This window comes from uncultured Parabacteroides sp., assembly GCF_905196875.1.
GTDB lineage: Bacteria > Bacteroidota > Bacteroidia > Bacteroidales > Tannerellaceae > Parabacteroides.
This window is the reverse complement of the sequence record NZ_CAJJWO010000073.1, coordinates 1-25,306: the sequence shown is the minus strand read 5'-3', so window position 1 is coordinate 25,306 and position 25,306 is coordinate 1. Positions and strand designations below refer to the sequence as shown.

Genomic DNA, 25,306 nt, shown 5'->3' with positions numbered 1-25,306 from the left:
TCACAGACAGCCAATCTTCATTGTTAACCTTAAATCTAATACCATGAAAAACACAATGCAAATATAGCGCATTTATGCTATACAACATAACTTATTGGTTGTTTTTCTTATTCTTTTAATAACGTTTAACAAAAACATGTTCTAAAACATAATTTAAAAGAATCTATTTGAACCAACTATCGATCCCTGTACGCTTTAGGAAATATTTCCGAAATGCAAACTATTTGCATAGAAATCGATACGTCTTTCTTTTCCATGGAATAACTGTACCTGTTTCAAAAAGTCCCTCACCAGCACTTCAGTTCTTGTTATCTTATCTCCCGCTGATGATTTATGGAAACGGTCCTTTACGCCTACTTTTAAGAATATGTTTGAACTACTATACACCGCTACAACAATTAATAAAAATAAACTAACAAATATTGACAAAAAACACAAGTGCATACATGTTTTTCGTTAAAAGAATCAATAAATATCAGTGGATATTACAGATATCAGAAAAAATATTATATTTGCTCAATTTTTAAAATTTCACATTGTATTGTTATGAAATCTAATATACGCCTCAACACTATTTTAATAATTCTTACAGGCCTGCAGCTTGCCTGTGCCATGAATTTAATAGCCAACAATTCGGCTGTTTCCAATAAAGATTATTTATTGGTCCTGAACAGTTATACTTCCGATGCAACCTGGAGTAATGCGCTCATTAGCCCTATACAGCAAGAAATAGCGACAAATCCGAATCTAGATTTCTACGTTGAGAACATGAATATGTTAATGATCGATGATTCCTGCAAACTAAACAAGTTTAAAGAGTCTTTTTTTCCCAGATACACGCATGCACCTAGAGCTATTCTGTTGTTGGGAAACAGTTCGTTTATGATGTCCGACGATTTCAAAAAGCATTGGAGTGAAGACATACCTTTGATTCTGTGTGCCGAGTTGCCTTATTTAAGTCCTAATGCAAACTATATAAAAAAATATCCGGCAAAAATCACCGAGCAAGTTCCATTGGAGCAATTGACGGAAAGTTACAACCTCACCTTTTTGCATGCAAAAAATTACTTGCCTGAAAATATCGAACTGATGCAGAATATAATCCCCGGTATGGAAACATTAACATTTATTGGAGATGGCCGTTACGTCAATCAGCAATTAGACCACGATTTACGCATTTTACTAAAAAAGTCATATCCTGATTTAAAATATGAGTTTCTCTCTGCAGCGGAAATGACAACAGATTCTTTATTATTTAAATTAAATACAACAGACAGAAACACAACCGGAGTACTTTTTTCATCCTGGTTCACTCGCCAAACTTTTGCCGGAGGAGATCTGTTAATGGCTAATACATTCCAGGTTATTTCTAATGTAACCATTCCGATCTTTGCTTTAGGAGATGCAGTCATGCCAAACAGCAGGATGATTGGCGGTTATTTCTACCAACAGCAAACATTCGATAAACAGTTAAAAACGACATTAAACGCCGTTCTCGGGGGCAAAGCCCCCAGGGATATTCCTTTTTACATTCCAAAAGGACAACCTGTATTTGACTATCCGACATTTCTGCAAAAAGGAATCAGTACAAATTTATGCCCCTCAGATGCCGTTTTTCTTAACCTTCCTAAAACTGCTTTGGAAAAGTATAAATACCACCTGATAGCACTTGGTGTCTTATTCATCGTATTAGTATTGTTTACATTGTATCAATTCAACCGCATAAAATCACTTAAAGTGTTGCGGATAGCACAGCAAAAAGAGATTGAAGCGAATGCAGAATTAAGCAATCTTTTCGAAAATATGCCGGTATTATATTGCAAGGTATGCCTGATGCGTAATGAAACAGGCGAAGTGATCGATGCAATTATTCATAAGGTGAACAACCGGTATCTGAATGCAATGCACCTGGACAGAGATATTGTCGGCAAAAAAATGAGCGATCTCCCGGATGACGCATTGACGATGTTCATCCGTTATTTTCAGTTCATGGAAATGGAGAAAAAAACAATCAGTTTCACTTACTACCTGAAACAATCTTCTTCCTATTTCAACATCATGCTGACTTTCTCACTCCAATCTGACTATGTGGATATTTTCGGTGTCGATTGTACCGATCTTCACCACACCCAAGTGAAACTAGATTCGATCAACCATAAACTTGCGATGGCGCTCGACATCGCCAATATCGTTCCCTGGAAATGGGATTTGCGTGAACACACCATTTTGTGTGACGTAAATCGCCAGGTTGAACTCGACGTTGCGGATGACAGCCTGAGTGAAAAGCTATTGTCTGTTCCCGAATCGCAATATTTCGGAAAGATATATAAAGAAGATCGCCAGCGAGTACGACAAGCTTATACCGAACTGATAGAAGGCAAGTGCTCGAAAGTAAAAGAGGAATACCGCATAGTCAGCCATACCAACCAGGGCATTCAAGTGGATTGGATCGAGGCCCAGGCAGCAGTAGATACCCGTGATAAAAATGGAGTCCCCGTTACATTAGTCGGATCATCCCTGGTAATCACCCAACGTAAAAAAATGGAAAACAGTCTGCTCGATGCTAAAAACAAGGCCGAAGAGTCTAACAGGTTAAAATCTGCTTTCTTAGCTAATATGAGTCATGAAATCCGTACTCCATTAAATGCAATCGTAGGTTTCTCCACATTACTACCTTCGGTACAAGAGCCTTCCGAGCAGGAAGAATACATAAACATTATCGAGAATAATAATACACTATTGCTGCAACTCATCGGAGATATACTTGATTTATCAAAGATAGAAGCAGGTACCATGGAATTCAACTACAGCGATTTCGAACTAAACCAGTTGATGCAGGAATTAGAGAACAGCTTAAGACTGAAACTACAAAGCGAAAAAGTACAGTTGATATTCAAAGCTGGAAGTCCTCAATGCCATATCCATGCAGAAAGAAACAGAATATCCCAGTTAGTCATTAATATGGTAAACAATGCAATCAAGTTTACCACCGAAGGTTCTATCCGTTTTGGTTATGAAATCAGAGGTAAAAGGTTATATTTCTTCATCAAAGATACAGGAATAGGTATTCCGGCAGAAAAAAAGAATGACATCTTCGAACGATTTGTCAAATTGAACCATTTCGCCCAGGGAACAGGATTGGGACTTTCTATTTGCCGCATGCTCGTAGAGAATATGAACGGGCAGATAGGTGTTGAAAGCGAGGAAGGTAGAGGCTCAACCTTCTGGTTTGAGCTGCCTTACGTACCGGCTCAAGAAATGATAAAAATAGAAGAAAGACAAAAACAGGTCAAATCTAAAACAAAGCACCTTACAATCCTTATAGCAGAGGATAATGATAGTAACTATAAATTATTCCAGACCATACTTAAGGATGATTACTACCTCCTACACGCATGGAACGGAAAAGAAGCCGTGGATATGTTTAAAAACGAATCTCCTGACATCGTACTTATGGATTTAAACATGCCCGTCATGAATGGATATGATGCGACTTTAGAAATACGGAAGACTGATCCTCTTGCTCCGATAATTGCTATTACAGCCTTTGCCTATGCATCAGATGAGCAACGAGTTATGGAAAATGGATTTGACGGTTACATGGCTAAACCCGTTCAAGCAAACAAATTGAAGGAACAATTATCTGATATTATAAATTCAAGAATAATTCTGTTATAGGAAATATAAAGAGTTCATATACGGACAAAAAAATAGGCTATCCATCACGGACAGCCAATCTTCATTGTTAACCTTAAATCTAATACCATGAAAAACACAGTGCAAATATAGAGGTTTTATGTTATGCAGCATAATATTTCGCTTGTTTTTCTCATATATTTAATATGATTTAACAAATACATGCTGCAAAACATGTTTTTAGGGCATGTTTTTACTATATAACTCCATTGAGTAGTCCAAAAACGTTATACTCCCAGTATTATATTAGCATCAATATTCAGTTTCCGATTAATTTCTCTGGCTACTTTCAAAGTAGGTTCACATTTACCTGAGATATAATCACTGAGCCGGGAAGGACTTACCCCTATCAGTTTTGATAATGATTTTTGATTAAGCCCCATTTCATACATACGAAGTTTTAGTACATCCACCAAAGTTGGTTCTCCTAAAGCATAATGCTCCTCTGAGTAATCAGCCACAAGATTAGACAAAAGCTCTAATTCTATGCTATTAGGATCATTCAGTGGAGTATTGTCATCTACCAGTGGAAGAAGTTCCTCTACCCTTTTAACAGCCCATTCATATTGAGTCTGATTTTCTATCTTTGTCATACACTTTAAATTTTAGAGCAATCAATTTGATTATATTCTTTATGAGTACCAATGAAACGGATATAAACGAACTGGATCGTAAACTTAATAACAACTACCAATCGATAGTTATTACCTTTGATATTGAAAACATAATGCTGATTGCCAACATTGTCTACACTATTGAATGTTTTCTTCACATCAGCATAGTTAGTCCACTTACTCTGTTTTACTATCGTTGTCCATTCTTGAAGAGCGACTCTTGAGTCGGGATACTTTTCTGCATATTCTTTTAATGCCTGTTCCGTAAATATCCTCATTATCATTTATTTTTATACAAAGGTAGGAATACAATTCTATATTTCAAAATCAAATTTCATATTTCAGAATCCAATAAACAATAGTTATTCTGGTAGAACGTGAAAAAGGCTATCCATCATGGATAGCCTATCTTTACACAAAAGCGTCATGGTATGCAGCATATTTACCCAACCTTTAATGATTAACGAAATATACTACATACCATATTTTACTATATAGAAATCATCCTTCCCATCATAACGGCTTATCTATTCCAGCCGGATTCAACCCGGGGCCTCCACCGCCTGTGTATCCTCGACTTTCACCGGTTTTCCAGGGAGAAATCCAAAATGCATACAGGTCACCGTCGGTTACATAGAATTTTATTTTCACCACTTTATCAGCAAGAGAGGACAAGTCTTTTCCGGATTTCCATGCAACCATTTGTTTGGTCGAATTCAGGTCCTTCAATGCTTCACAGTCATCTTTAGAAAAGCCGGGGATTACTTTTCCCTGTTCATCCAAAAGCTCTACCTGTAAATTTTTTACTTGTGCATTGACGAAAAAGTACTTGCCGTCAAACTTAATATTACCGGTAGTAAGGAATCCCTGTCCCGGAGTTTGCATGGAAACAAACCCGTCGCGACGCAGTGTTGCCATTCCCGTAGAAGTAAAGCCATCCCACATAACATCATTCTTCATTCTTCCACTGGAATACAGATATAAGGAGTCGCCTACAATCAGCGGTACACCGATAATCGACTGCATATTGCCCCAGTTCCATGCCCCGTCCGTTTCATTGACGCCCATGATCGGTTCGTAAGTAGGACGATAGAAATGGAAACCATCCCGGCTGTACCCCATGCCTATTTCATTCCTCTTTTGAATACCTAATTTATCACACACATCATTTTCCGGACCTTTCCACATTGCATAAAAACCTAACATGACACTCTCATAAGGCATCGCGTCAAAGTTATAAATTGCAGGTCTTACATCCGGAAATTCAGGATGTACCAATTCCTTATCCGACGGAGTAAACCATAACACTATATTTTTATCTTTGATACCCGCGGCTAACGAATGTGCCACGCTGACAGCCATTTCCGGATCTTCGTTTTCCAGATATCCCCTGGAACGTCCGTCTGCTTTAGCTCCCTGCCGGAGGCTAAGTGCCCATTTTCCGGTGAAAGGATTGTAGAAAGCCGTAGTACGATCGCCCACCGGACCAGACTGCGCCACTCCTTCCGACCAGTGGATACCATCTTTCGAATATTTCAAAATAACTTTCCAACCACCGCGGTGTTTCTCCACATTGAAAAGTTTGAAACGTTTTTCCGGATCGGGACAAGTTTTATCCAACCACACGGTAGCGGCATCCCTATCGCAGGTGTCGACAATATTGGTACCCGGTTCCACATCCATATCGACTTTCTCCCAATGTTTGCCGTCAAGCGATTCGGCATAACAGGTATAGAAACTTTGACGGTGCTTGTGCATAGATCCTGCCCCGGCCAGATACCACATTTTGAATTTCCGGTCGGTTTCATCATACCAGATACCATCACTAAAAGGAGCAGCATAGGGAGCACGTTCGAAAGTATATTCCCATTCCTTATCCGGGGCAAGTACCGGATTCCCTTCATAAAACGTAGCTTTATGGGAAACACGCTGCATATCGGTTTCTGCAATGAGAAAATCATCCACAAACAACTGACGCCCCAGGTTAACAGGGATAACAGCCGGTTTATTTTCAATATATGGCAGAGGCATTTCATGGCGGACGCCATCGTCTACCATGCCGGGTGGCCAATGTTCCGGAAGAACGATACCATTATGCAAAGTCCTGCCATTATCTTCTGCCGGATGATTATTTTGCGAAGAGACACAAGCTGAAAGAAAAGCTGTGCATATCAAATAATAAGCTATTTTCATGATTATCTTTATTTTAATTACCAACCTGGATTATTTTTAACAATATATGGATTACCTTCCACTTCATCGATAGGTAGCGGAATCCATTCATTTTTGTTTTCCTGGAAACCCATATATTGAGCCCTGCTAAACTTCTTGAACAAAGGATCGGAAGCTTCCAACTCACGGAAACGATCCACTACTTTTCCCCAGCGAAGTAAGTCAAAAAAGCGGAAACCTTCATAAGTAAGCTCTAAAATACGTTCATTTTCGATAGTTTCCATGTTAGCTTCCGCAACATGGGGTACACCTGCCCTGTCTCGTACCCGATTGATCGCTTCCAACGGAGTTATATTCGCTGTTGCTTTACCTCCCATCACTACAGCTTCGGCATACATCAGCAGCACATCCGAATAACGGATCATTCTCCAGTTGACACCTTGTGCACGACCATTGAAAAAATGACCGCCGGCATCATCTGTCGGAGGAAGTGTCCAGTCCAGCCATTTTCTACTACACATCTTATATCCGGCCGCCAGCTCATACTGTTCACCGAACGTTCCGTCTTTGGAGCCCATTTCTGCCTCCCAGTCTTTATTCTCCAGGAAGGTAACTTTCATTCCGTCCGGATTCACTATTTCCGGAGCATTATCATTAAAGACAAACGAACCGAACATACGTGGATCAGTCTTTCCATCGACCGTTTTTGACGCGACAAATTTGTCATATAACCAATTATGCATTACTTGTGCCGAACTATTCGAATTCCTGTTTTTATTCATGACACACATTTTGCAACGGACATCATTAAACAGGCCACTATCCACAAAGCCAGGATTAAATCCGGTATTCAGCACACCGACAAACTGTATCTCAAAAATAGACTCAGCATTGTTTTCATGAGTTACATCGAAGTTCCACGAATAATCGTCTACCAGTCTGTAATCGCCGCAATTCCCATTGATGATCTCTGCAAATGCTGCTGCCGCCTCATCGTAATAAGTCGTTTGGGAAGTACCATATTTTGGTTCTATACCCGAACGATAAAGATATGCTTTACCCAAAAGAGCACATGCTGAAGCCCTGGTGACACGTCCTTTATTTTTTAAATCCCAATAATCTTTACCCGGAAGCAGATCTTTTGCTTTAATCAAATCGCCGATAATGAAATCCCATGCTTCTTCAGGCGTTGCCTGCGGTTTATATTCGTTGGGGGCTTTAGGCAATTCTTTGATCAAAGGAATGTTCCTGTAATTAATGAATAAGAAAAAATGCGTGAAGGCACGAAGGAAATAAGCTTCACCCAGATAAGCGTCATGTTGTTCCTTATTACTGAATTCAAGATCAGTAAGACTTTCAATCATCTGGTTAGCCTGCGATGCAGCCGTATACATCAGCTGAAACGGCTGTACCAAAGAATAATACGAAGGAGTAAATTCTTCATTATATGCACCGGGCACACCATAATCGGCAACCGAGCAACCTTCGTCGCTGCGGGTCAGCATCAACCCAAAACCGCAAGCTCCCAGGTTACGCGGAGTAGAGATATAGCCATAGATACCCAAAACCCCTTTGTTACAATTTTCCGGTGTGGTATAGAATGAGTTCACATCCAATTGGTTCGGATTGACAGACAATTCATCGAAAATGTCTTCACAAGATGTCATCATACCGGTAGTTACAAAACCGATGACCCATAGTAATATTTTATACAAACTGTTTTTCATATTCATACAAGTTTAGAAAGTTAAATTGATACCGATATTATATACTCTGGAGTTCATTGTCGCTTCATGAGGACTTTCCTGTGCCTGCCAGAAACCATCCACACCTCTGTCGAACAACGCATTGGAGCTCACCTCCGGATCATACAACGGATACTTGGTGATAGTGAACAGGTTTTGTACACCCGCATAAATCCGTACCAGATCGACGTGGAGTTTCTGCAACAACTTCCTGTCGAAAGAGTAGCCGATCTGTAAGTTCTTGCATCTGAAATAAGAGCCGTCTTCTACATAGAATGTACTTGGAAGCGAGTTAATGCCTGAGCTGTTCTTGCTATTCAACTTAGGAGCTTCGGCATTCGTATTCTGCGGAGTCCATGAGTTATAGAAAGCATCTTTCAGAATAGCACTGTTGGCACCACCGAAATACCAATCGTATTTCATCAAAGCAAAAATATCATTCCCCTGCGTACCCTGGAAGAAAGCCGTCAAGTCCCAGTTTTTATAACCGACATTGATGTTCAGACCATAAGTAAAGTCCGGATGAGGATTACCAATGGCTGTTTTATCGTTTTCATCGATCTTTCCATCCGGTTTTCCTGTCAACACACCATCCACGCTACCGTTATTATCCTGGAAAATAAAGTTTCCGTCGTCATCAAAACCATCGATTACATATCCCCAGAACGTACCGATAGGAAGTCCCGGCTTTGTAATGGTAGGTCGGTCGTTGAATGAACCGCTCATCATCACTTCCGCTTTGATCGGCTGTACTCCTTCGCCCAGACTCTTCACATTATTTTTCAGAGCAGAGATATTGGCAGTTACTCCCAAACTCCAATCAGTCCAATCTTTACGGTAACCTACCGTAAATTCAAAACCTTTATTTTCTACCGATGCAGAGTTGAAAACAGGCAAATCGCCACCGTTGGTCATAATGGTCTGTCCGGATGAAGCCAAAGGCAACAACGGAGCAAGCAGATCATTGTTTTCTTTCCAGAAATACTCAGCTGTGAATGACAGCTGATTATTCAAAAAGGCCATCTCCAACGCGATATTTTTAGAGATCGACTTCTCCCATGTCAAATTTTCCTGAGCGAATTTAGTAACATAACCGTTCATCACACTTTCCTGTCCGGTTTGACTTTCACCAAACACTGCCGGGATAGGACCGTATGCCGTAGAAAGGAATGAATAAGGATCGATAAAGTTTGCCCCCAGTTCTCCATAACTGGCTCTAATCTTCATTCTGCTGATCCACTCGACATTAAAGAATTCTTCTTCATGAATATTCCAACCGATAGAAACAGATGGGAAATACCCTACCCGGTTCCCTTTGGCGAATTTCGAGGACTTATCGCTACGGATACTTGCAGAAACGAGATAACGATCTTTATAGTCATAGTTCAACCGCGCAAAAAATGAAAGTAAGGCAGAATTATATTCCTCACTCGTTATATCTCCTTTTCCATTATATATAGTAATGCTGGGACCTCCCAGGTCCGTAGAGCCCGAACCGATTCCCATCGTCCTGTAATATTCACGCATCCAGCTGGTTCCTATCATTGCATCGAAAGTATGACCTTCAAAGGTGTTTTTATAAGTCAATATATTATCGATCGTATAATTGAATCGCTGCCCCCGGCTTTCCGACAGGGAATTGAGCGTCCTGCTGTAATCGGGATCCGGGTCACCATTTGCATCCCAGTTGGAGTCGAATGCGATGGAGCGGGAATTATTATTTGTCGATATATAATCGCCACCCAATACCAGTTTATAATCCAACCCTTTAAACAAGTTCAGCCCGATGTTAAGGCTACCTGTTACATTGACCGTCTTATTTCTTCTGACGGTATTGGAATAGGAAGCAAAAGGATTGGTCACTTTCCTTTCGTTCACATAGAATTCCCTGCCTGCCGATACATATCTTCCTTCCGCATCTGTCATCGGTATGGTCGGAATTCCCATAACCATTCTTACCTGCGGTTCTTTATTTGTAAATGCGGCAGAAAGCGTTTCACTGACAGTCAGACGGCCTTTCTTGAAGGTTCCGTTTACGCGTGCATTATACTTCTTGAAGCCGGAAAACTCCATAATACCCTGCTGGTCGAAATAACCGATACTGGTATTGAAAGTCGAATATTCTCCGCCACCCGAAATAGCTGCATTCAGATTATACATAGGGGCGTTTCTCAGATAAGCATCCTGCCAGTCCGTGTAGAGACCCGGATTACTCGGATTTACATTCTCCGGTGCCTGGGTCTGATTGCTGGAATTAGCGACAAGCTGTTTCGTATATTCACGATGTTCGTTTGCATCCAGGAAATCAAGATATTTTGAAGGTGTTTGCATAGAGTAATTTGCCGAGATCTCCACTTTCGCCTTTCCCTTCTGACCATGTTTCGTGGTGATCAGAACTACACCATTCGCTGCACGCGAACCATAAATGGCAGCCGCAGAACCATCCTTCAAAATCTCCATAGACTCGATATCCGATGGATTCAACGAGTTAAGGCCATTGTTGGAGAATGCACCGTCGATAACATACAGAGGCTCTGTCGCACCGAATGTACCGGCTCCGCGCACAAGTATCTTGATATCAGCACCGGCTTCTCCTCCTTTTTGCAACACTTCCACACCCGGAGTACGTCCTTGTAAAGCGGATGCAACGGAGTGCCCCACTTGTTTGTTCAATTCCCCGGCAGGAACAGTAGCTACAGAGGCAGTCAAACTCGACTTCTTTTGTGTTCCATAACCTACGACAACAACTTCCTCCAACTGTTCCATATCTTCTTTCAGAGTGATATTGACATTTCTTCTCCCCTCGATATCGACGGAAAGAGTCTGGTAGCCAACAAAACTGACTGATAAGACGGCACCTGAAGGTACTTCCAGTACAAATTTGCCATCCAGATCGGTAATGGTTCCATTGGTTGTTCCTTTTTCCAGGACAGATGCTCCTATTACAGGTTCTCCTCTTTCGTCAGTTATCGATCCGGTTATCTTATTCTTATTTTCTGCAACCACCTGCCTGGAGATAAGAATATGCGATCCCTGTATAGTAAACGTACAACCGGAGTTTTCCAGCAATACTTTCATCAGCTCGCTGACGGTTGTTTCTCCTGTAGCCTGAGGAGCCGGACGCGAGGTATCGAGTATTTTCGCATCATAATCTACCGACATCTTTGTTTGTTTCTCTATCTGCTCAAAAGCAGTACGAAGAGAAATGTCCGTTCCGGAAAGATGAACCTTTTGATTCTGTGCCTCTGCAAAAGGAGCAAAAGCTAACAATAGGAATGTAATCAATATACATGAAAAGATTTTAGTCTTTTCTGATTGTATTAGAAAGGTAATTCTCATATCTTTGTGTGTTTTTATTAATATGAATACTGTTTTTTAATATTACTTGAAATGTTTTTGATGGTATTCTATGATTTCAAAATACGGGGAGGAGATTTTGCCGGTCGTTCTCCCCGTCTTTCTTTTATATATGTTGTGGTTCCTCCTTTCTTTTAGTTTATACTGATTGTTCGTCCCGTTATCCGGTATCTGAAATCTTCTATCAGATGTTTTAAAATCAAAAGTGCATCTTCTATACTTTCATCCGGATTAAATTTCACATAATAGGTACGCCCTTTATATTTTTCCGCATTATAATTAATTGTCACGTTATATTTGCGTTCCAAAACGGCGGTCACTTCCTCAAAGGTTGCATTTTTAAATATCAGATAACCGTCTTTCCAGGCTGATATCTGTTCTGCATCAACCACATTGATCGTGAACTGGTGTGTCAAATGGGAGTAAACGAATTGTTCATTAGGTTTTAGAACTGAAGCTTGAGTCTTCGCAGGTTTCGTATCCACCTTTATACTTCCTTCTTCCAATGTTGCGATAGTTTCTGTCGCACCTGGATAAGCATTTACACTAAAAACGGTCCCCAAAGCCAGAATATCCAGATGTTTCGTACTTACGATAAACGGCTGTTCCGGATTTTTCGCCACTTTAAAACAAGCTTCTCCACTAAGAAAAACAGTACGTGTGGCTGCTGCAAACTCTGAAGGATAAATAAGAACCGACCCGGCATTTACCCAAACGACAGAGCCATCGGACAACGTTAACTCCTGCTTATCGCCATAAGGAACATAAAATTCGGTCAGTTTGGGAGATATTATTTTAACGTCCTGCTCTGAGAAATACTGCGTAGTGAACACAGTCAGTATCCAGATGGCAGCTACCGCTGCATATTTCATCCAGCGTCGGTTCTGGGTTCCGGGTAATGCTACATTTCGTGATTTTGCAATTCTGTCCTGCATTTCCGACAGCCTGTTCCAGGTTTGTTCCGAAACATCAGACGGACTTGCCTCCCACATCTCTCGCAGGACATCCTCCTTTTCATCACGATCTTCTTCCGACCGAAGCCAATAACGAAAACGCAATTGAGCGTCCTTCGAAAACCGTTTTCCAAAAAATAACCTGATTATCTCCTTTATTTCTTTTTCGTACATAATTATCGCTTTTTATAAATAAGAAAGCGAACTCCGGTTTTACACACAGTCTAAAATTGATTTTTTTACAGAAAGTACAGAATTAATGAAAAAAGAGCAGAACAGAAATCTTAAGCATCTTCCTTAAATCCGCCAGAGCGACGGTTAAATGGTTCTCCACAGTTCGTTTATTTATATTAAGCCGGTTTGCTATTTCCTCATTATTCAGTCCTTCTATCCGGCTCATACGAAAAATCAACCTCCGCTGGGGAGGCATCTGCTCCACTCTGAGATTGATCAAATCCTGTAAGTTTCTGGCAAATAACTGTTCTTCCGGATCATCAGACACCAACGGAGACAAAAACTGCGCGATTCCGTATTTTTCCTCCACCAAAGAATGATCATAATAATTATATAAAATATTACGTGCCATCTGATAGAGGTAAGATTGAAACAGGCGTATATCCGAAAGCTTGCTTCTGTTATTCCAAAGATTGAAGAAAAGATCCTGAGCCAAATCCTGGGCAATCTCGTCATCGTGCACAAAGCCTGCAAAAAAATAGACAAGTTTCGGCTGATACCGCAGAAATAGCAATTCGAAAGCTTTCGAATCACCGTTACTCAGAGCCTTGACATACTCATCATCCCTGGATGTATTGATCATAACATTAAACCTCCCTCTCCTTTATCGATAAGACCGATATCAATCGTACTCAAATTACTTATGTGGATTTTATCAGAGGCAAATATAAAAATAATTGTTTCAGGAAAGCCCAATCGGTATAAAATAAAAAAGGCTATCCATCACGGACAGCCAATCTTCATTGTTAACCTTAAATCTAATACCATGAAAAACACAGTGCAAATATAGAGGTTTTATGTTATGTAGCATAATATTTCACTTGTTTTTCTCATACCTTTAATATGATTTAACAAAAACATGCTATAAAACATCTTTTTAGAGCAGTTTCATAACTTCTCTCCCTATTTCATTCTTGCATCGGCTCCCCACATCAGCTTCTCGCGAAGCGTTTGATAAAAGGTATGATTGTATCTTTTTATGACTTTTGTCGTATAATCCGCCTTCGATACCGTCAGCTGTATGCCGGTCGGGAATATTTCCGAACGCCCGTCTAGTGAAATGAGGAAGTATTTGTTCCGGCTCTCTACTCCCAAAGTGATGGTATATGTATCCGGAATGACCAACGGACGCACATTCAAGGAATGGGGAGCAACAGGACTTAATACGATATTATTGCTTTGCGGTATGATGATCGGACCGTTCACACTCATCGAATAAGCCGTCGAACCGGTCGGTGTTGCGATCAGTAAGCCGTCGGCCTGATAAGAAGCCAAGTACTCATCATTGAGTGAAGTATGAATCGTGATCATCGATGAGGTGTCGCGCTTTAATATGGCAATCTCGTTCAAGGCATAATTATAACCTTTAAAAACACGATCCTCCGTATGAAGACGCAATAAAGTACGTTCTTCTATTTTATAATAGTTTTTAAATAACTCATCCAATGTATCTTCGATATCATTTCCTCCCACATCCGCCAGAAAACCGAGCCGTCCGGTGTTAATACCCAAAATAGGGATATCCTGCCGATTCACCCGGGCCGCTGTACGCAGGAAAGTACCATCCCCTCCGACACTGAGGGCTACATCCAGATCGAAATCATCGTCGGTCAGTAACCCGGCTATCGCCGGTTCAAAATTGAGAACATCTGTCAGAAAGTTGTAAAAGTTACAATCCACATAGACCTCTACCTCTTGCAAACGGAGCTTTTCAAACAGACGCTTTATCTGACTTTGTTTCTCTACCTGATACTCACTGCCGAATATGCCTACTTTCATATTAAAACCCGATTAAATATTCATATAATGCAACAACTCGTTCATCCGTTGCTGCAACAGATCATCCACCATCCCTTTTTCCATAAAATAATAGAGGACAGTGTAGTTAAAACGCTCGAAACTGCGGATTACCGGTGAGGCATCCTCCAGATCTATCTTTATAATAAGATGCAAACGTCCGGTATCCTTATCCGTATATGAAAGCAGATTCAATACATGCGCATTGTTCGATTCGATCAAACGGGCAATATCCGTAAGCGAATAATCCTGCGGCATCACCTCCAGGACAAATACACTGCCCGAAGTTTCGGCATTGCACAGTTCCGAAAGAATATCGATCAGTTTCTCTCTCGTAATCGCGCCCTGGTATTCACCTTCCGGACTGACCACCGGAAGCAGGCTCAACTGGTAACGGGCGATCAAAGCAAGCGCCTCATGGATATGTGTGTTCTCCGTCACACTGGGAGCAAACAGAACCGGCTCGCCGATCGTTGCCGCAGGATCAGGCATAGCCATCAGATCCTTTTCCGAGATCAGGCAACGGTATATCCCCTCGCTCAACAAAGGCAGATGTTTTAACTTAAAATCATCCATCAATGCCAACGCGTATTCCCCTGTGTCAAAACTTTTTAACACGGGAAGTTCCTTCGTTATGAAATCTTTCACCAACATTATTCTGTTAATTCCCTTAATTCTGCTAAATTTGCCGATACTTTTGTGCAAATGTAATGAAAGAAAAAAGATATAACGATATACGATGACAAATTTAAGTGTAAACATTAACAAGGTTGCAACCATCCGTAACGCACGCGGAGGTAACATGCCAGACATTCTAAAAGTCGCACAAGACTGCGAAAATTTCGGTGCACAAGGAATTACGGTTCATCCCCGTCCGGACGAACGTCACATTAAATACAGCGATGTATATGCACTAAAACCTCTTATCAGGACAGAGTTTAACATAGAAGGATATCCCTGTAACAATTTTATAGACCTGGTATTAAAAGTTAAACCGACACAGGTAACCTTAGTACCGGACGCACCCGATGCCGTCACATCCAATGCCGGATGGGACGTAAAAGCGAACTTCGACTTGTTGAGCGAACTGGTCGATACCTTCACCGCCCAAGGTATCCGTACTTCTATCTTTGTCGGAACCGACCTTGCCAACATCGAACTGGCGGCTAAAACCGGAACCGACCGTGTCGAACTCTACACAGAACCCTATGCAACCGACTATCCCGTAAACAAGGAAGAAGCCATTGCTCCTTTCGTGGCAGCGGCCCAACTGGCAAAGAACCTCGGAATGGGTGTCAATGCCGGCCACGATCTGAGTCTGGAGAACCTGGCCTGGTTCAGTCAGAACATCCCCTGGCTGGAAGAGGTTTCTATCGGTCATGCCCTGATCTGCGATGCATTGTATCACGGATTACAGGAAACCATTTCTTTATATAAAGCATGTTTGCAACAATAATAACGTACTAATATTAACGAATAAGTATACAAATCTATGAGTATTTTACTTTCCCTACAGGCAGTAGGGGCACAGACAGCAGAGCAGATGCCGGATCTGACGGCAGTAACAGTCCCCACTGAAGCAGAGATCAATGTAATAGACCTTGCGTTCAAAGGAGGGTGGATCATGGTTGTACTATTGCTGTTATCGCTAATGGCAGGCTACATCTTCATCCAGCGTTTATTAGTTATCCGACGTGCGGGTAAAGAAGACCAGAATTTCATGAACCGTATCAAAGACTATATCCACGAAGGAAAAGTAGACTCGGCGCTGAACCTGTGCCGGAGCACCAACACCCCTTCCGCCCGTATGATCGAAAAGGGCATCACCCGTCTGGGACGTCCGATGAACGATGTACTCGTTGCCATCGAAAACGTGGGTAACCTGGAAATTGCGAAACTCGAAAAAGGTTTCCCGCTGATCGCTACGACAGCTGCCGGAGCTCCTATGTTGGGTTTCCTCGGAACGGTAACCGGTATGGTACGCGCCTTCTTCGATATGGCGAATGCCGGAACGAACGTCGATGTATCCTTACTGTCCGGAGGTATTTACGAAGCACTTGTAACCACCGTCGGCGGTCTGGTAGTCGGTATCATCACTTTGTTTGCTTACAACTATCTGGTATCGCAGGTAGATAACGTGGTGAATAAAATGGAAGCCCGTACGATGGAATTTATGGATTTATTGAACGAACCGGCTAATTAAGAAAGCGAATGGCACTAAAACGAAGAACAAAAGTAAACGAAGCCTTCAGCATGGCCTCCATGACCGACGTCATATTCCTGCTGTTGATCTTCTTTATGGTCACCTCTACGGTAGTCATTCCGAATGCCATCAAGGTAACATTGCCGCAAGCCAAGCAGCAAACGGCAGCCAAACCGCTTACGCGGGTTACCATCGATGCCAACCTGAATTACTACGTAGCCTTCGGTAACCAGCGGGAAACGCAGGTCACGTTCGACGAGATCACCCCGTTCCTGCAAGACAGTTACGCAAAAGAGCCCGAAATGTTCGTCGCCCTTTATGCAGACGAGACAGTTCCTTATAAAGAAATCGTAAAGATCCTGAACATAGCGAACGAAAACAAATTCAAGATGGTGCTTGCCACCCGTGCGCAGAAATAACAGATATGAAATTCAACAAAGATGACATATACAGTATAGCCGGTTCAGTCGCTTTCCACCTGGCGATCTTTCTGATCCTGTTGTTCACGGTATTACGGACGGAAATTCCGGAAGAAGACGGGGGTGTCCTGGTCAATTTCGGGAATGTCAATTCCGCCGCCGGTACCTTCGAACCGAAGTATACAGGGCAGGAACTGCCACAGGAAACGACTACGCCTCCCCCTCCACCCACTCCGCCGGTAGAAACACCGAAAGAGGAGGTTATTACGCAGGACATCGAAGAAAGTGTTGCTCTGGCCGAAGCCAAAAAGAAAGAGGAACAAAAGAAGAAAGAGGAAGAGCGTAAACGAAAAGAGGAAGAGGATCGTCGCAAACGCGAAGAGGCAGAAAAGAAACGTATGGAAGAAGAGCGTCGCAAGAAGGAACAGGCCATCAGTAACCGTGTTGCCGGAGCATTCGGTATCGGTGGCGCTGAAGGCAACAGCCAGGGTGACGCAGAAACCGGAACAGGCAACCAGGGAAGCCCGTTCGGCAACTCCGACCACGGAGCCAACGAAGGCGTAGGCGGCTACGGTTCATTCAACCTCAACGGCCGTTCTATAGGAGCCGGAGGTTTGCCCCGTCCCGCTTACACGATCCAGGAAGAAGGACGTATTGTTATTAACATTACGGTCGATCCGAAAGGAAATGTAATATTTACAGAAATAGGAAGAGGTACCAACATCGACAACGCTTCCATGCGTAAAAGTGCACTGGATGCCGCCAAACGTGCGAAGTTCAACAGCATAAGCGGGGCGAACAACCAGAGCGGTACGATCACCTATGTATATAAACTTAAATAAAGGAAATAACATGAAGAAAGCAATTGTATTCTTAGCCAACGGTTTCGAGGAAATGGAAGCCCTGGGTACAATCGATATCCTGCGCCGCGGAGGTATCGAAGTGACAACTGTTTCCATCACAGACAATCCTGTTGTAACGGGAGCACATAATGTTCCGGTTACAGCCGATACGACACTGGGAAAAGCAGATCTGGCCGGAGCCGATGCGCTTGTACTGCCCGGCGGTATGCCCGGAGCAGCCAACCTGAATGATTCGGAGCCGGTAAAAGAAGCCCTGTTGCAGCAATACCGTGAAGGAAAGATCGTTGCCGCCATCTGTGCAGCACCGATGGTACTAGGCGGACTGGGATTGCTGAAAGGCCGTAACGCCACCTGCTATCCAGGCTTCGAACCGAAGCTGATCGGTGCGAACGTAACAGGCGAAGCTGTTGAAGTATCCGACAATGTCATAACCGGTAAAGGGCCCGGACTAGTCATTAACTTCGGTCTTGCCCTGGTAGCAGCTATCAAAAGCCAGGCTGTAGCCGAAGAAGTTGCCGCCGGTCTGTTGGTTTAATCATCTGAAATAATATTTAAGAGCCGTGATATTACCTGATAATATCGCGGCTTTTTTGTATGTTTGCAGCCGTTTTAGCAAAAGGTAAAAAGGAAAAAGATGAACAACAATTTGAAAGGATTCGTATACGGCATTGCCACTTCGGCTACATTCGGTTTGATACCATTATTTACTTTGCCGCTTATGGCAAAGGGGATGCAGTTCGATTCGATCCTGTTCTACCGTTTCCTTTTTGCTTCGATAGCCCTTATCGGTATCATGGCTGCAAAAAAAGAATCCATGCGCATCGACAAAAGAGATATCCCCGTACTGATATTGCTCGGCTTCTTTTACACGGCATCCGCCATGTTCCTTTTCTGGGGATATAACTTTATGTCGGCGGGGATTGCCACTACGTTACATTTCACCTATCCGATATTCGTCACACTCATCATGCTGGTGTTTTTCCGCGAAAAAACATCGTGGGTCACGCTGCTGGCGATCGGCCTGGCGATCTGCGGGGTCGCACGTCTGTCTATCAACGAAGGGGAAATGAAGTTGAGCGTACTGGGTGTCTTTATCGTACTGCTTTCGGCTGTCGGGTATGCCCTTTATATCACGACCGTCAATAAATCGCGGATACACAATATGACTGGCAGGAAACTAACGTTCTACGTATTTATTGTTAGTACCCTCCTGTTTGCCATTAAAGCGAGCACGAATGAGGGGATACAACCCATTCCCGATACCATGTCGGTTGTCAACCTGATCTTGCTGGCTATCGTACCGACAGTGATATCCAACATAACGCTCGTATTGGCTGTGCACAATATCGGTGGCACACTCACTGCCGTACTGGGGGCTATGGAACCTGTAACGGCTGTATTTGTCGGTGTATTGGTATTCGGAGAACCGTTCACATTCAATCTAGCTGTCGGTATTCTGCTTATAATCATAGCCGTAACAATGATCATCTTATCCAAAACCATACAAAAAACCGTGCGGAGTCTCCGCAGGGCCATATTTCATTATCCCAAGCATTGATTATTCTTTTTGCTTATTCCTTTGCTTTTGCCAAAATCTCTTTCCTTTACCTTCTTTCAGGATGGGGAACAGATAGTTAGAGCCTACCCGCACCAGTGTTCACGACGAGTCCTTCGCTACGCTGCTGTCCAGCAAATTCATTGAGCAGCTCTCCGGTAATTCCTGCAAAAGACAAGGTTTTTCCTTGCATAAAAGAGCGTAGGCGGTTACAGCTATAACCCTGTCGTTAAAGCGATTAGCAGTACAGACAATAAGAGGGTGAAGATAAAGACATTGCGAGCGGTATGTGCCAGTGTCCGGTTGAGTTCTCGGCCTTCAAAACGGTAAAGTTCGCGCCAGGTGGTATAAAAGAGGGTGAAAAAGGCTCCAAAAAGAAACAGTATCCACCAGGGGGCATCGAATATCAGGGGCATGGCGAGCAAAAGTGCAATGACACCGTTCAGCAGATAAAACACCCGCCCGAAGCCCCGGCCGAAAAGGACAATGGTGGTTCGTTTACGAGCGGCTTTGTCCTGCACGTAGTCGCGGTAATTATTCACTACCAGAATATTCGTAGAAAGCAATCCGACTGATAAAGACAATAAAAAGGACAAGGGCGAGAATGAGAGCGCCTGCACATAATAGGTGAAGCATACCGGGATAATACCGTAGAACAAAACCACGCAGACATCCCCCAGCCCATTATAAGCCAGTGGAAAGGGTCCGGCAGAATAAGCCAATACGCAAAGGGCGATAGCGATCCCGACGGGTATCAGTTCCCAGCCGGCATAGAACAGAAGCATGCAGCCGCACAGGCACGACAGGGCCAATGTGAGGAAGGTGGCTTGCAACATGGCTTGGGGAGTGATCCATCCCTGGGCTACTGCCCGTTCCGGCCCCAGACGGTCTTCCTTGTCGGCTCCTTTCTTAAAATCAAAGTAATCGTTGGCAAAATTACTGGCTATCTGTGCCAGCAAAGCAACACCAAAACACAAAATAGCGGGTATCAACCTAAATACACCTTCACACCAAGCTAAAACACAAGCTAATAACACCGGACTCAATGATGCCGGCAACGTCTTAGGACGGGCGGCCTCCAACCATGATTTCAAAAGGTTCTTCTCTGCTTTCATTTCTTCGCGTTCACAATTAACGGACAAAAGTATAAACAAAAAGTACAATCATTTGTTTTTTTAATAAGAATTCGTATATCTTTGCGGCATGAAAAATATTCTATTCATACTGACTCTGCTTTTCGGCATTTTGCTTTTTTCTCCCCAGGAGGAGACAGAAAGCAACGATATCATCGTGTCGAAAAATGAAGCTATTATGAAGGAAAAAAATTCTGCGGACATGCAATACTTCCTGACCGTATTAAGTACGGATCTGAAAGGAAGCAACGGACTCACTGCACGCAGAACGGTTCAATCGACTAATAATACATTCAACTTGCGTATTCAGAAAATTGCAGAAAGAGTACTCCAGGATATTCGCCTGAAGGAAATGAATGCGTTGCGCAAAGTTTCACAAAATGTATCAGAATGTCAAACCATAAATCTTTCCACCCTCCTTTGCCGCATGGCACAACATGTGTTTGTCCTGCGGAAGCTCATTATTTGATTTTAATAGGATTGTTTTTACTTTTCTATCAGGAGAAAAGTAAACAAAAGATCAAGGCTTCACCTGCTTCGCTGCTACGGTGAAAGACTACGCTTAACGCTCACCAGCTGAGGCCTTTCATAGAACGCTTTGCGTTCTTTGGGGATTGCCGATACTGCCTGTCATTTGGGAGGGCTGTTGGTATGATCCGTTTATTAATTATTTAATCATATTAAAATCAAAATATTATGTCAACTAAAAAATCAAATAAAAGCCGTATTTATCTTTCTGTTATTATAACTATTGTTGGTTGTGTACTAGCTTGTAGTTCGATTATACCTAACGATTATCTGAAATTGCTCATTGTAATGGGAGCTTTAGGTTATGGATTATATGGTATAATGAAGGGATTAAGCAGCTCGGATTCTACGGAAGAGGCTGTTATCGACAAGAAAGAATAATTCCGAATTTAAACAAAAGTCACAATTAAAAAGTTTATAAAATGAAGATAAATAAAGATTTGGTAGATGCAACCATGATGTTGTCGTTTATCATTTTAGTACTGATCGGTACTACGGATTTTGAGAATATTGTTGCAAAGGATGTAACAATGGGAGTTCTCGGACTGGTTACAGTTATTATGGTTGTACTTCGCGGCATACAGATGCGTATAGAAGCTAAACAGCCAAAAGAAGAATACGAATATTAAATCACTAATACGAATATTCCTAACAACCCTAACTGAAATGTCTGATATGCTTCCTGTTGTTACTCCGGAGTGATTCCTGGGGTTATCCGAGGTACGTTTTTCTGCCTAAAAAATAACTTGCTGTTTACTTGGCTACGGCAATCTCACGATTGCCGGGCAGCAGGAAGCCGGACATTGTAATAAAAAGATTTGTAAATTTGCAGCCATGATAACAAGTGTAACATTATTAGTTCTTTCATTGTTTGCCCTTTATATCGGGGCAGGTTGGTTAGTAAGGGGGAGTGCGGAGATCGCCCTAAAAGCAAATGTTTCGAATCTGGTGATAGGGCTTACTATCGTAGCATTCGGGACAAGTGCTCCGGAGCTGGTTGTCAGTATTAACGCCTCTTTAACCGGACAGGGAGATATTGCCATCGGTAATATTGTAGGGTCTAACATATTCAATATCGCCGTCATTCTCGGTATCTCTGCAATCATCCATCCTCTGCAAGCCAAACGCCAACTGACCAGGATAGATATTCCTCTTTTAATCCTGTCGACCGTTTTACTTACAGTTCTTTTCTGGAACGGTACTTTAAACCGCCTGGAAGGATCTCTATTCCTTGCCGGTATCATTATTTATACGGCTTTTAGCCTCTATTACTCGCGCAAGCATGAGAAAAAGGTGGAAGAAAACAAAGGTGAACTGGAAAAACAACCTGATCCCTGGTATAAGGATGTGTTGTATATCTTCGGCGGACTGGTAATCCTTATCTTTGCTTCTCATTTAATGGTCGACAATGCAGTATCGATTGCACAGGAGCTGGGAGTTAGCGAGGCCGTTATCGGCCTTACACTGGTTGCCGCAGGGACAAGTCTGCCGGAACTGGCGACCTCTGTCGTAGCCGCCTTGAAGAAAAACCAGGATATTGCGATCGGTAATATCGTGGGGTCGAATTTGTTCAACATTCTGGCAATAGCGGGAACCAGCTCGGTCATTCATCCGATCGTGGCTAAAAACGTAAATTACATCGATCTACTGGTCATGCTCGGACTAACAGTGATCCTATTGCCGGTTGTAAAAACCGGACAAAAAATATCACGAGCCGAAGGGTGGGTCTTATTGGTTATCTACCTGTGTTACCTGGCATGGTTATTACGGGATCTGATATAAGATAATACAAGGCAGGCTTTTACAGGAAGTCCTGCTTTTTTTATATCTTTGCAGCTTTCCAAACAATAAACCATATTAAACGATCGGAATGAAAAAGTTCTTTACTCTGGCCTTTATCCTACTGGCCACTACTCTATGCGGGAAAGCGCAAAATATCCAATTACATTATGATTTTGGCGGAGCTCTTTATGACAAAGACCTCGACGGCCGACCAGCTCTGACCTCTACTGTCGAAATGTTCAGGGCCGATAAGTGGGGAAGCACTTATTTCTTTATAGATATGGATTACAAAAAAGAGGGTGTCGCTTCGGCCTATTGGGAGATTGCCCGCGAACTGAAGTTCTGGCAACCGCCCTTCTCCGTACATATAGAATATAACGGGGGACTGATGAAGGGGGCTTCTTATAATAACGCTTACCTCGGCGGTTTCACCTATACATATAATAATAAGGACTTCTCCAAAGGGTTTACTTTTACTCCCATGTACAAATATATCCAGAAACACCGCAGCCCGAACAATTTCCAATTGACGGGTACCTGGTATATTCATTTTGCTAAAAACGGGTTGTGCACATTCAGCGGGTTTGCCGACTGGTGGCGGGAGAAGAACGACCACGGGAACTTCATTTTCCTTTCCGAACCGCAGATATGGGTGAACTTAAACAAGCTGAAAGGTGTTGATGATAAGTTTAAGCTGAGTGTTGGAAGTGAAGTGGAACTGAGTCATAACTTCGGCGGCCGCAACGGTTTTTATACCATTCCGACGCTGGCGATAAAGTGGACATTCGATTAATCCAAAATATATGATACAAAAATTATTGGGGTTTGACAAACAGACCATGACAATCCGAACGGAAGTGATCGCAGGAATAACGACCTTCCTGACAATGAGTTATATCCTGGCTGTCAACCCTTCTATCCTGGGCACTACCGGAATGGACAAAGGGGCTGTCTTCACAGCAACGGCACTGGCTTCCGCTATTGCAACTTTCCTGTTGGCTTTTATGGCCAAACTTCCGTTTGCACAGGCGCCGAGTATGGCGTTAAATGCATTTTTCGCTTTTACCCTGGTGCAGGGAATGGGGTATTCCTGGCAAACAGCAATGACGGCGATGTTTGTCGAAGGGGTGATATTTATCCTGATCACTTTCCTGAACATCCGGGAGATCATTCTTAACAGTATCCCGATGAACCTGCGATATGCCATCTCGGCCGGGATCGGTATGTTTATCGCTTTTATAGGGTTGAAAAATGCAGGGATCATTGCCCCGAACCCGGCAACATTCGTTATGTTCGGAGAGTTCACACCGTCTTCCGTCCTCGCAATGGCAGGGATCCTGCTGAGCGGGATCCTGGTCGTAAAGAAGGTGAAGGGTGCTTTATTTTACAGTATCCTGATTTGTACGTTGGCAGGGATACCGCTGGGAGTGACGGAAATACCGGAAGGTTTTCTTCCGGTCTCCATGCCTCATTCGATAGAGCCTACTTTCTGCAAATTCGATTTCTCCGAGTTCCTTACATTGGATATGGCAGTCGTGATCTTCACCTTATTGTTTATGAATATATTCGATACGGTAGGGACCTTGGTCGGCCTGGCCTCTAAAACCGGAATCATGCAGGAAGACGGTCATATTCCGCATGTGAAGGAGGCTATGATGTCTGACGCAATAGGTACTACGATCGGAGCGATGATGGGTAGTTCGACCATTACCACTTATGTAGAAAGTGCTTCGGGTATTGCAGAAGGAGGGCGTTCCGGTTTTACTTCCCTGGTAACGGGATTACTGTTTATCCTGGCTTTGTTCTTTGCACCGTTGTTCCTGCTTATTCCCAGTGCGGCGACAAGCGGGGCTTTAGTGCTTGTCGGGGTGTTTATGATGGACTCGGTATCCAAAATAGATATGGATGATATCTCCGAAGCACTCCCGGCTTTCATTACCATTATTATGATGGTACTCACCTACTCTATCGCAGACGGAATGGTACTGGGATTACTTTGCTATGTATTGGTCAAGCTGTTCTGCGGAAAACATAGGGATATAAGTATAACGATGTATATACTCGCAGCCCTGTTCCTATTGAAATTTATATTTGCATAACTAAAGAATCTTGCTGTTTGTTGTTGTTTATATTTAGTTTCACTAAAATGAAACAACAACAAACAGCAAGAATTCCCCCCTTCTTTTACCCCTTCACCTCATTCAAAACCTTCAGTAATACCTTACCAGGTTTGAACTTCACGCTGGTGCGTGAAG

23 protein-coding genes are annotated in these 25,306 nt (G+C 42.7%); 13 read left to right on the top strand and 10 right to left on the bottom strand.

Annotation, left to right across the window (positions count from 1 at the left end):
* The first annotated feature begins 546 nt into the window (after positions 1-546).
* Positions 547-3,678 carry an ATP-binding protein gene (locus QZ076_RS18240; protein WP_293715765.1) on the top strand — a complete coding sequence of 1,044 codons (3,132 nt, stop codon included), beginning with the start codon at positions 547-549 and terminating at the stop codon, positions 3,676-3,678.
* A 245-nt stretch (positions 3,679-3,923) separates the two neighbouring features.
* Here the strand turns inward: QZ076_RS18240 and QZ076_RS18235 are convergent, their stop codons facing one another.
* From QZ076_RS18235 to QZ076_RS18195, 9 genes are all read right to left on the bottom strand, one after another.
* Positions 3,924-4,289: a helix-turn-helix domain-containing protein gene (locus QZ076_RS18235; protein ID WP_293715762.1), complete on the bottom strand. Its 366-nt coding sequence runs from the start codon at positions 4,287-4,289 to the stop codon at positions 3,924-3,926.
* Positions 4,290-4,294: 5 nt separating this feature from the next.
* Positions 4,295-4,588, bottom strand: a complete 294-nt coding sequence (locus QZ076_RS18230; protein ID WP_293715759.1) for a type II toxin-antitoxin system HigB family toxin — start codon at positions 4,586-4,588, stop codon at positions 4,295-4,297.
* 235 nt (positions 4,589-4,823) lie between these two features.
* The gene (locus QZ076_RS18225; protein WP_293715757.1) at positions 4,824-6,503 is read right to left on the bottom strand and encodes a hypothetical protein; all 1,680 of its coding nucleotides are present in this window, start codon (positions 6,501-6,503) and stop codon (positions 4,824-4,826) included.
* Between the two features lie 17 nt (positions 6,504-6,520).
* Positions 6,521-8,209 (bottom strand): RagB/SusD family nutrient uptake outer membrane protein, encoded by a 1,689-nt coding sequence (locus QZ076_RS18220; RefSeq protein ID WP_293715754.1) that lies wholly within the window; start codon positions 8,207-8,209, stop codon positions 6,521-6,523.
* 12 nt (positions 8,210-8,221) lie between these two features.
* On the bottom strand, positions 8,222-11,305 hold the full coding sequence (locus tag QZ076_RS18215; protein ID WP_293715768.1) for a TonB-dependent receptor: 3,084 nt from the start codon (positions 11,303-11,305) through the stop codon (positions 8,222-8,224).
* Positions 11,306-11,718: 413 nt separating this feature from the next.
* On the bottom strand, positions 11,719-12,711 hold the full coding sequence (locus QZ076_RS18210; RefSeq protein ID WP_293715751.1) for a FecR family protein: 993 nt from the start codon (positions 12,709-12,711) through the stop codon (positions 11,719-11,721).
* Between the two features lie 82 nt (positions 12,712-12,793).
* Positions 12,794-13,354, bottom strand: a complete 561-nt coding sequence (locus QZ076_RS18205) for an RNA polymerase sigma-70 factor (protein ID WP_293715748.1) — start codon at positions 13,352-13,354, stop codon at positions 12,794-12,796.
* Between the two features lie 320 nt (positions 13,355-13,674).
* Positions 13,675-14,550: an NAD kinase gene (locus QZ076_RS18200; RefSeq protein ID WP_293715745.1), complete on the bottom strand. Its 876-nt coding sequence runs from the start codon at positions 14,548-14,550 to the stop codon at positions 13,675-13,677.
* A gap of 12 nt (positions 14,551-14,562) precedes the next feature.
* Positions 14,563-15,222, bottom strand: coding sequence for a CBS domain-containing protein (locus tag QZ076_RS18195; RefSeq protein WP_075556764.1), 660 nt, complete (start codon positions 15,220-15,222; stop codon positions 14,563-14,565).
* A gap of 85 nt (positions 15,223-15,307) precedes the next feature.
* On the opposite strand from QZ076_RS18195, the gene QZ076_RS18190 reads away from it, so the two are divergent.
* The 6 genes from QZ076_RS18190 (at position 15,308) to QZ076_RS18165 (ending at position 19,611) form a co-directional block, all read left to right on the top strand.
* Positions 15,308-16,024 carry a pyridoxine 5'-phosphate synthase gene (locus QZ076_RS18190; protein ID WP_293715740.1) on the top strand — a complete coding sequence of 239 codons (717 nt, stop codon included), beginning with the start codon at positions 15,308-15,310 and terminating at the stop codon, positions 16,022-16,024.
* 87 nt (positions 16,025-16,111) lie between these two features.
* Positions 16,112-16,771 (top strand): MotA/TolQ/ExbB proton channel family protein, encoded by a 660-nt coding sequence (locus QZ076_RS18185; protein WP_224265841.1) that lies wholly within the window; start codon positions 16,112-16,114, stop codon positions 16,769-16,771.
* An 8-nt stretch (positions 16,772-16,779) separates the two neighbouring features.
* Complete coding sequence (locus QZ076_RS18180; protein ID WP_293715737.1) at positions 16,780-17,190, top strand: biopolymer transporter ExbD; 411 nt, start codon at positions 16,780-16,782, stop codon at positions 17,188-17,190.
* Between the two features lie 5 nt (positions 17,191-17,195).
* Complete coding sequence (locus QZ076_RS18175) at positions 17,196-18,032, top strand: energy transducer TonB (protein ID WP_293715734.1); 837 nt, start codon at positions 17,196-17,198, stop codon at positions 18,030-18,032.
* 10 nt (positions 18,033-18,042) lie between these two features.
* Positions 18,043-18,588: a DJ-1 family glyoxalase III gene (locus QZ076_RS18170; protein ID WP_293715731.1), complete on the top strand. Its 546-nt coding sequence runs from the start codon at positions 18,043-18,045 to the stop codon at positions 18,586-18,588.
* 99 nt (positions 18,589-18,687) lie between these two features.
* Positions 18,688-19,611, top strand: coding sequence for a DMT family transporter (locus QZ076_RS18165; protein ID WP_293715728.1), 924 nt, complete (start codon positions 18,688-18,690; stop codon positions 19,609-19,611).
* A gap of 212 nt (positions 19,612-19,823) precedes the next feature.
* Here the strand turns inward: QZ076_RS18165 and menA are convergent, their stop codons facing one another.
* Positions 19,824-20,723, bottom strand: coding sequence for a 1,4-dihydroxy-2-naphthoate octaprenyltransferase (gene menA, locus QZ076_RS18160; protein ID WP_293715725.1), 900 nt, complete (start codon positions 20,721-20,723; stop codon positions 19,824-19,826).
* 88 nt (positions 20,724-20,811) lie between these two features.
* Between menA and QZ076_RS18155 the strand changes: the two genes are divergently transcribed.
* The 6 genes from QZ076_RS18155 to QZ076_RS18130 all read left to right on the top strand — a co-directional run bounded on the left by QZ076_RS18155 (position 20,812) and on the right by QZ076_RS18130 (position 25,150).
* Complete coding sequence (locus tag QZ076_RS18155; RefSeq protein WP_293715722.1) at positions 20,812-21,210, top strand: hypothetical protein; 399 nt, start codon at positions 20,812-20,814, stop codon at positions 21,208-21,210.
* A 227-nt stretch (positions 21,211-21,437) separates the two neighbouring features.
* Positions 21,438-21,650, top strand: coding sequence for a hypothetical protein (locus tag QZ076_RS18150; RefSeq protein ID WP_293715719.1), 213 nt, complete (start codon positions 21,438-21,440; stop codon positions 21,648-21,650).
* A gap of 41 nt (positions 21,651-21,691) precedes the next feature.
* The gene (locus QZ076_RS18145) at positions 21,692-21,898 is read left to right on the top strand and encodes a hypothetical protein (protein WP_293715716.1); all 207 of its coding nucleotides are present in this window, start codon (positions 21,692-21,694) and stop codon (positions 21,896-21,898) included.
* 205 nt (positions 21,899-22,103) lie between these two features.
* Positions 22,104-23,051: a calcium/sodium antiporter gene (locus QZ076_RS18140; protein ID WP_293715713.1), complete on the top strand. Its 948-nt coding sequence runs from the start codon at positions 22,104-22,106 to the stop codon at positions 23,049-23,051.
* Positions 23,052-23,139: 88 nt separating this feature from the next.
* Entirely contained in the window at positions 23,140-23,844 is a 705-nt protein-coding gene (locus tag QZ076_RS18135; protein ID WP_293715710.1) for a DUF5020 family protein, read from the top strand.
* A gap of 10 nt (positions 23,845-23,854) precedes the next feature.
* Entirely contained in the window at positions 23,855-25,150 is a 1,296-nt protein-coding gene (locus QZ076_RS18130; protein ID WP_293715707.1) for an NCS2 family permease, read from the top strand.
* The last annotated feature ends 156 nt before the right edge of the window (positions 25,151-25,306 follow it).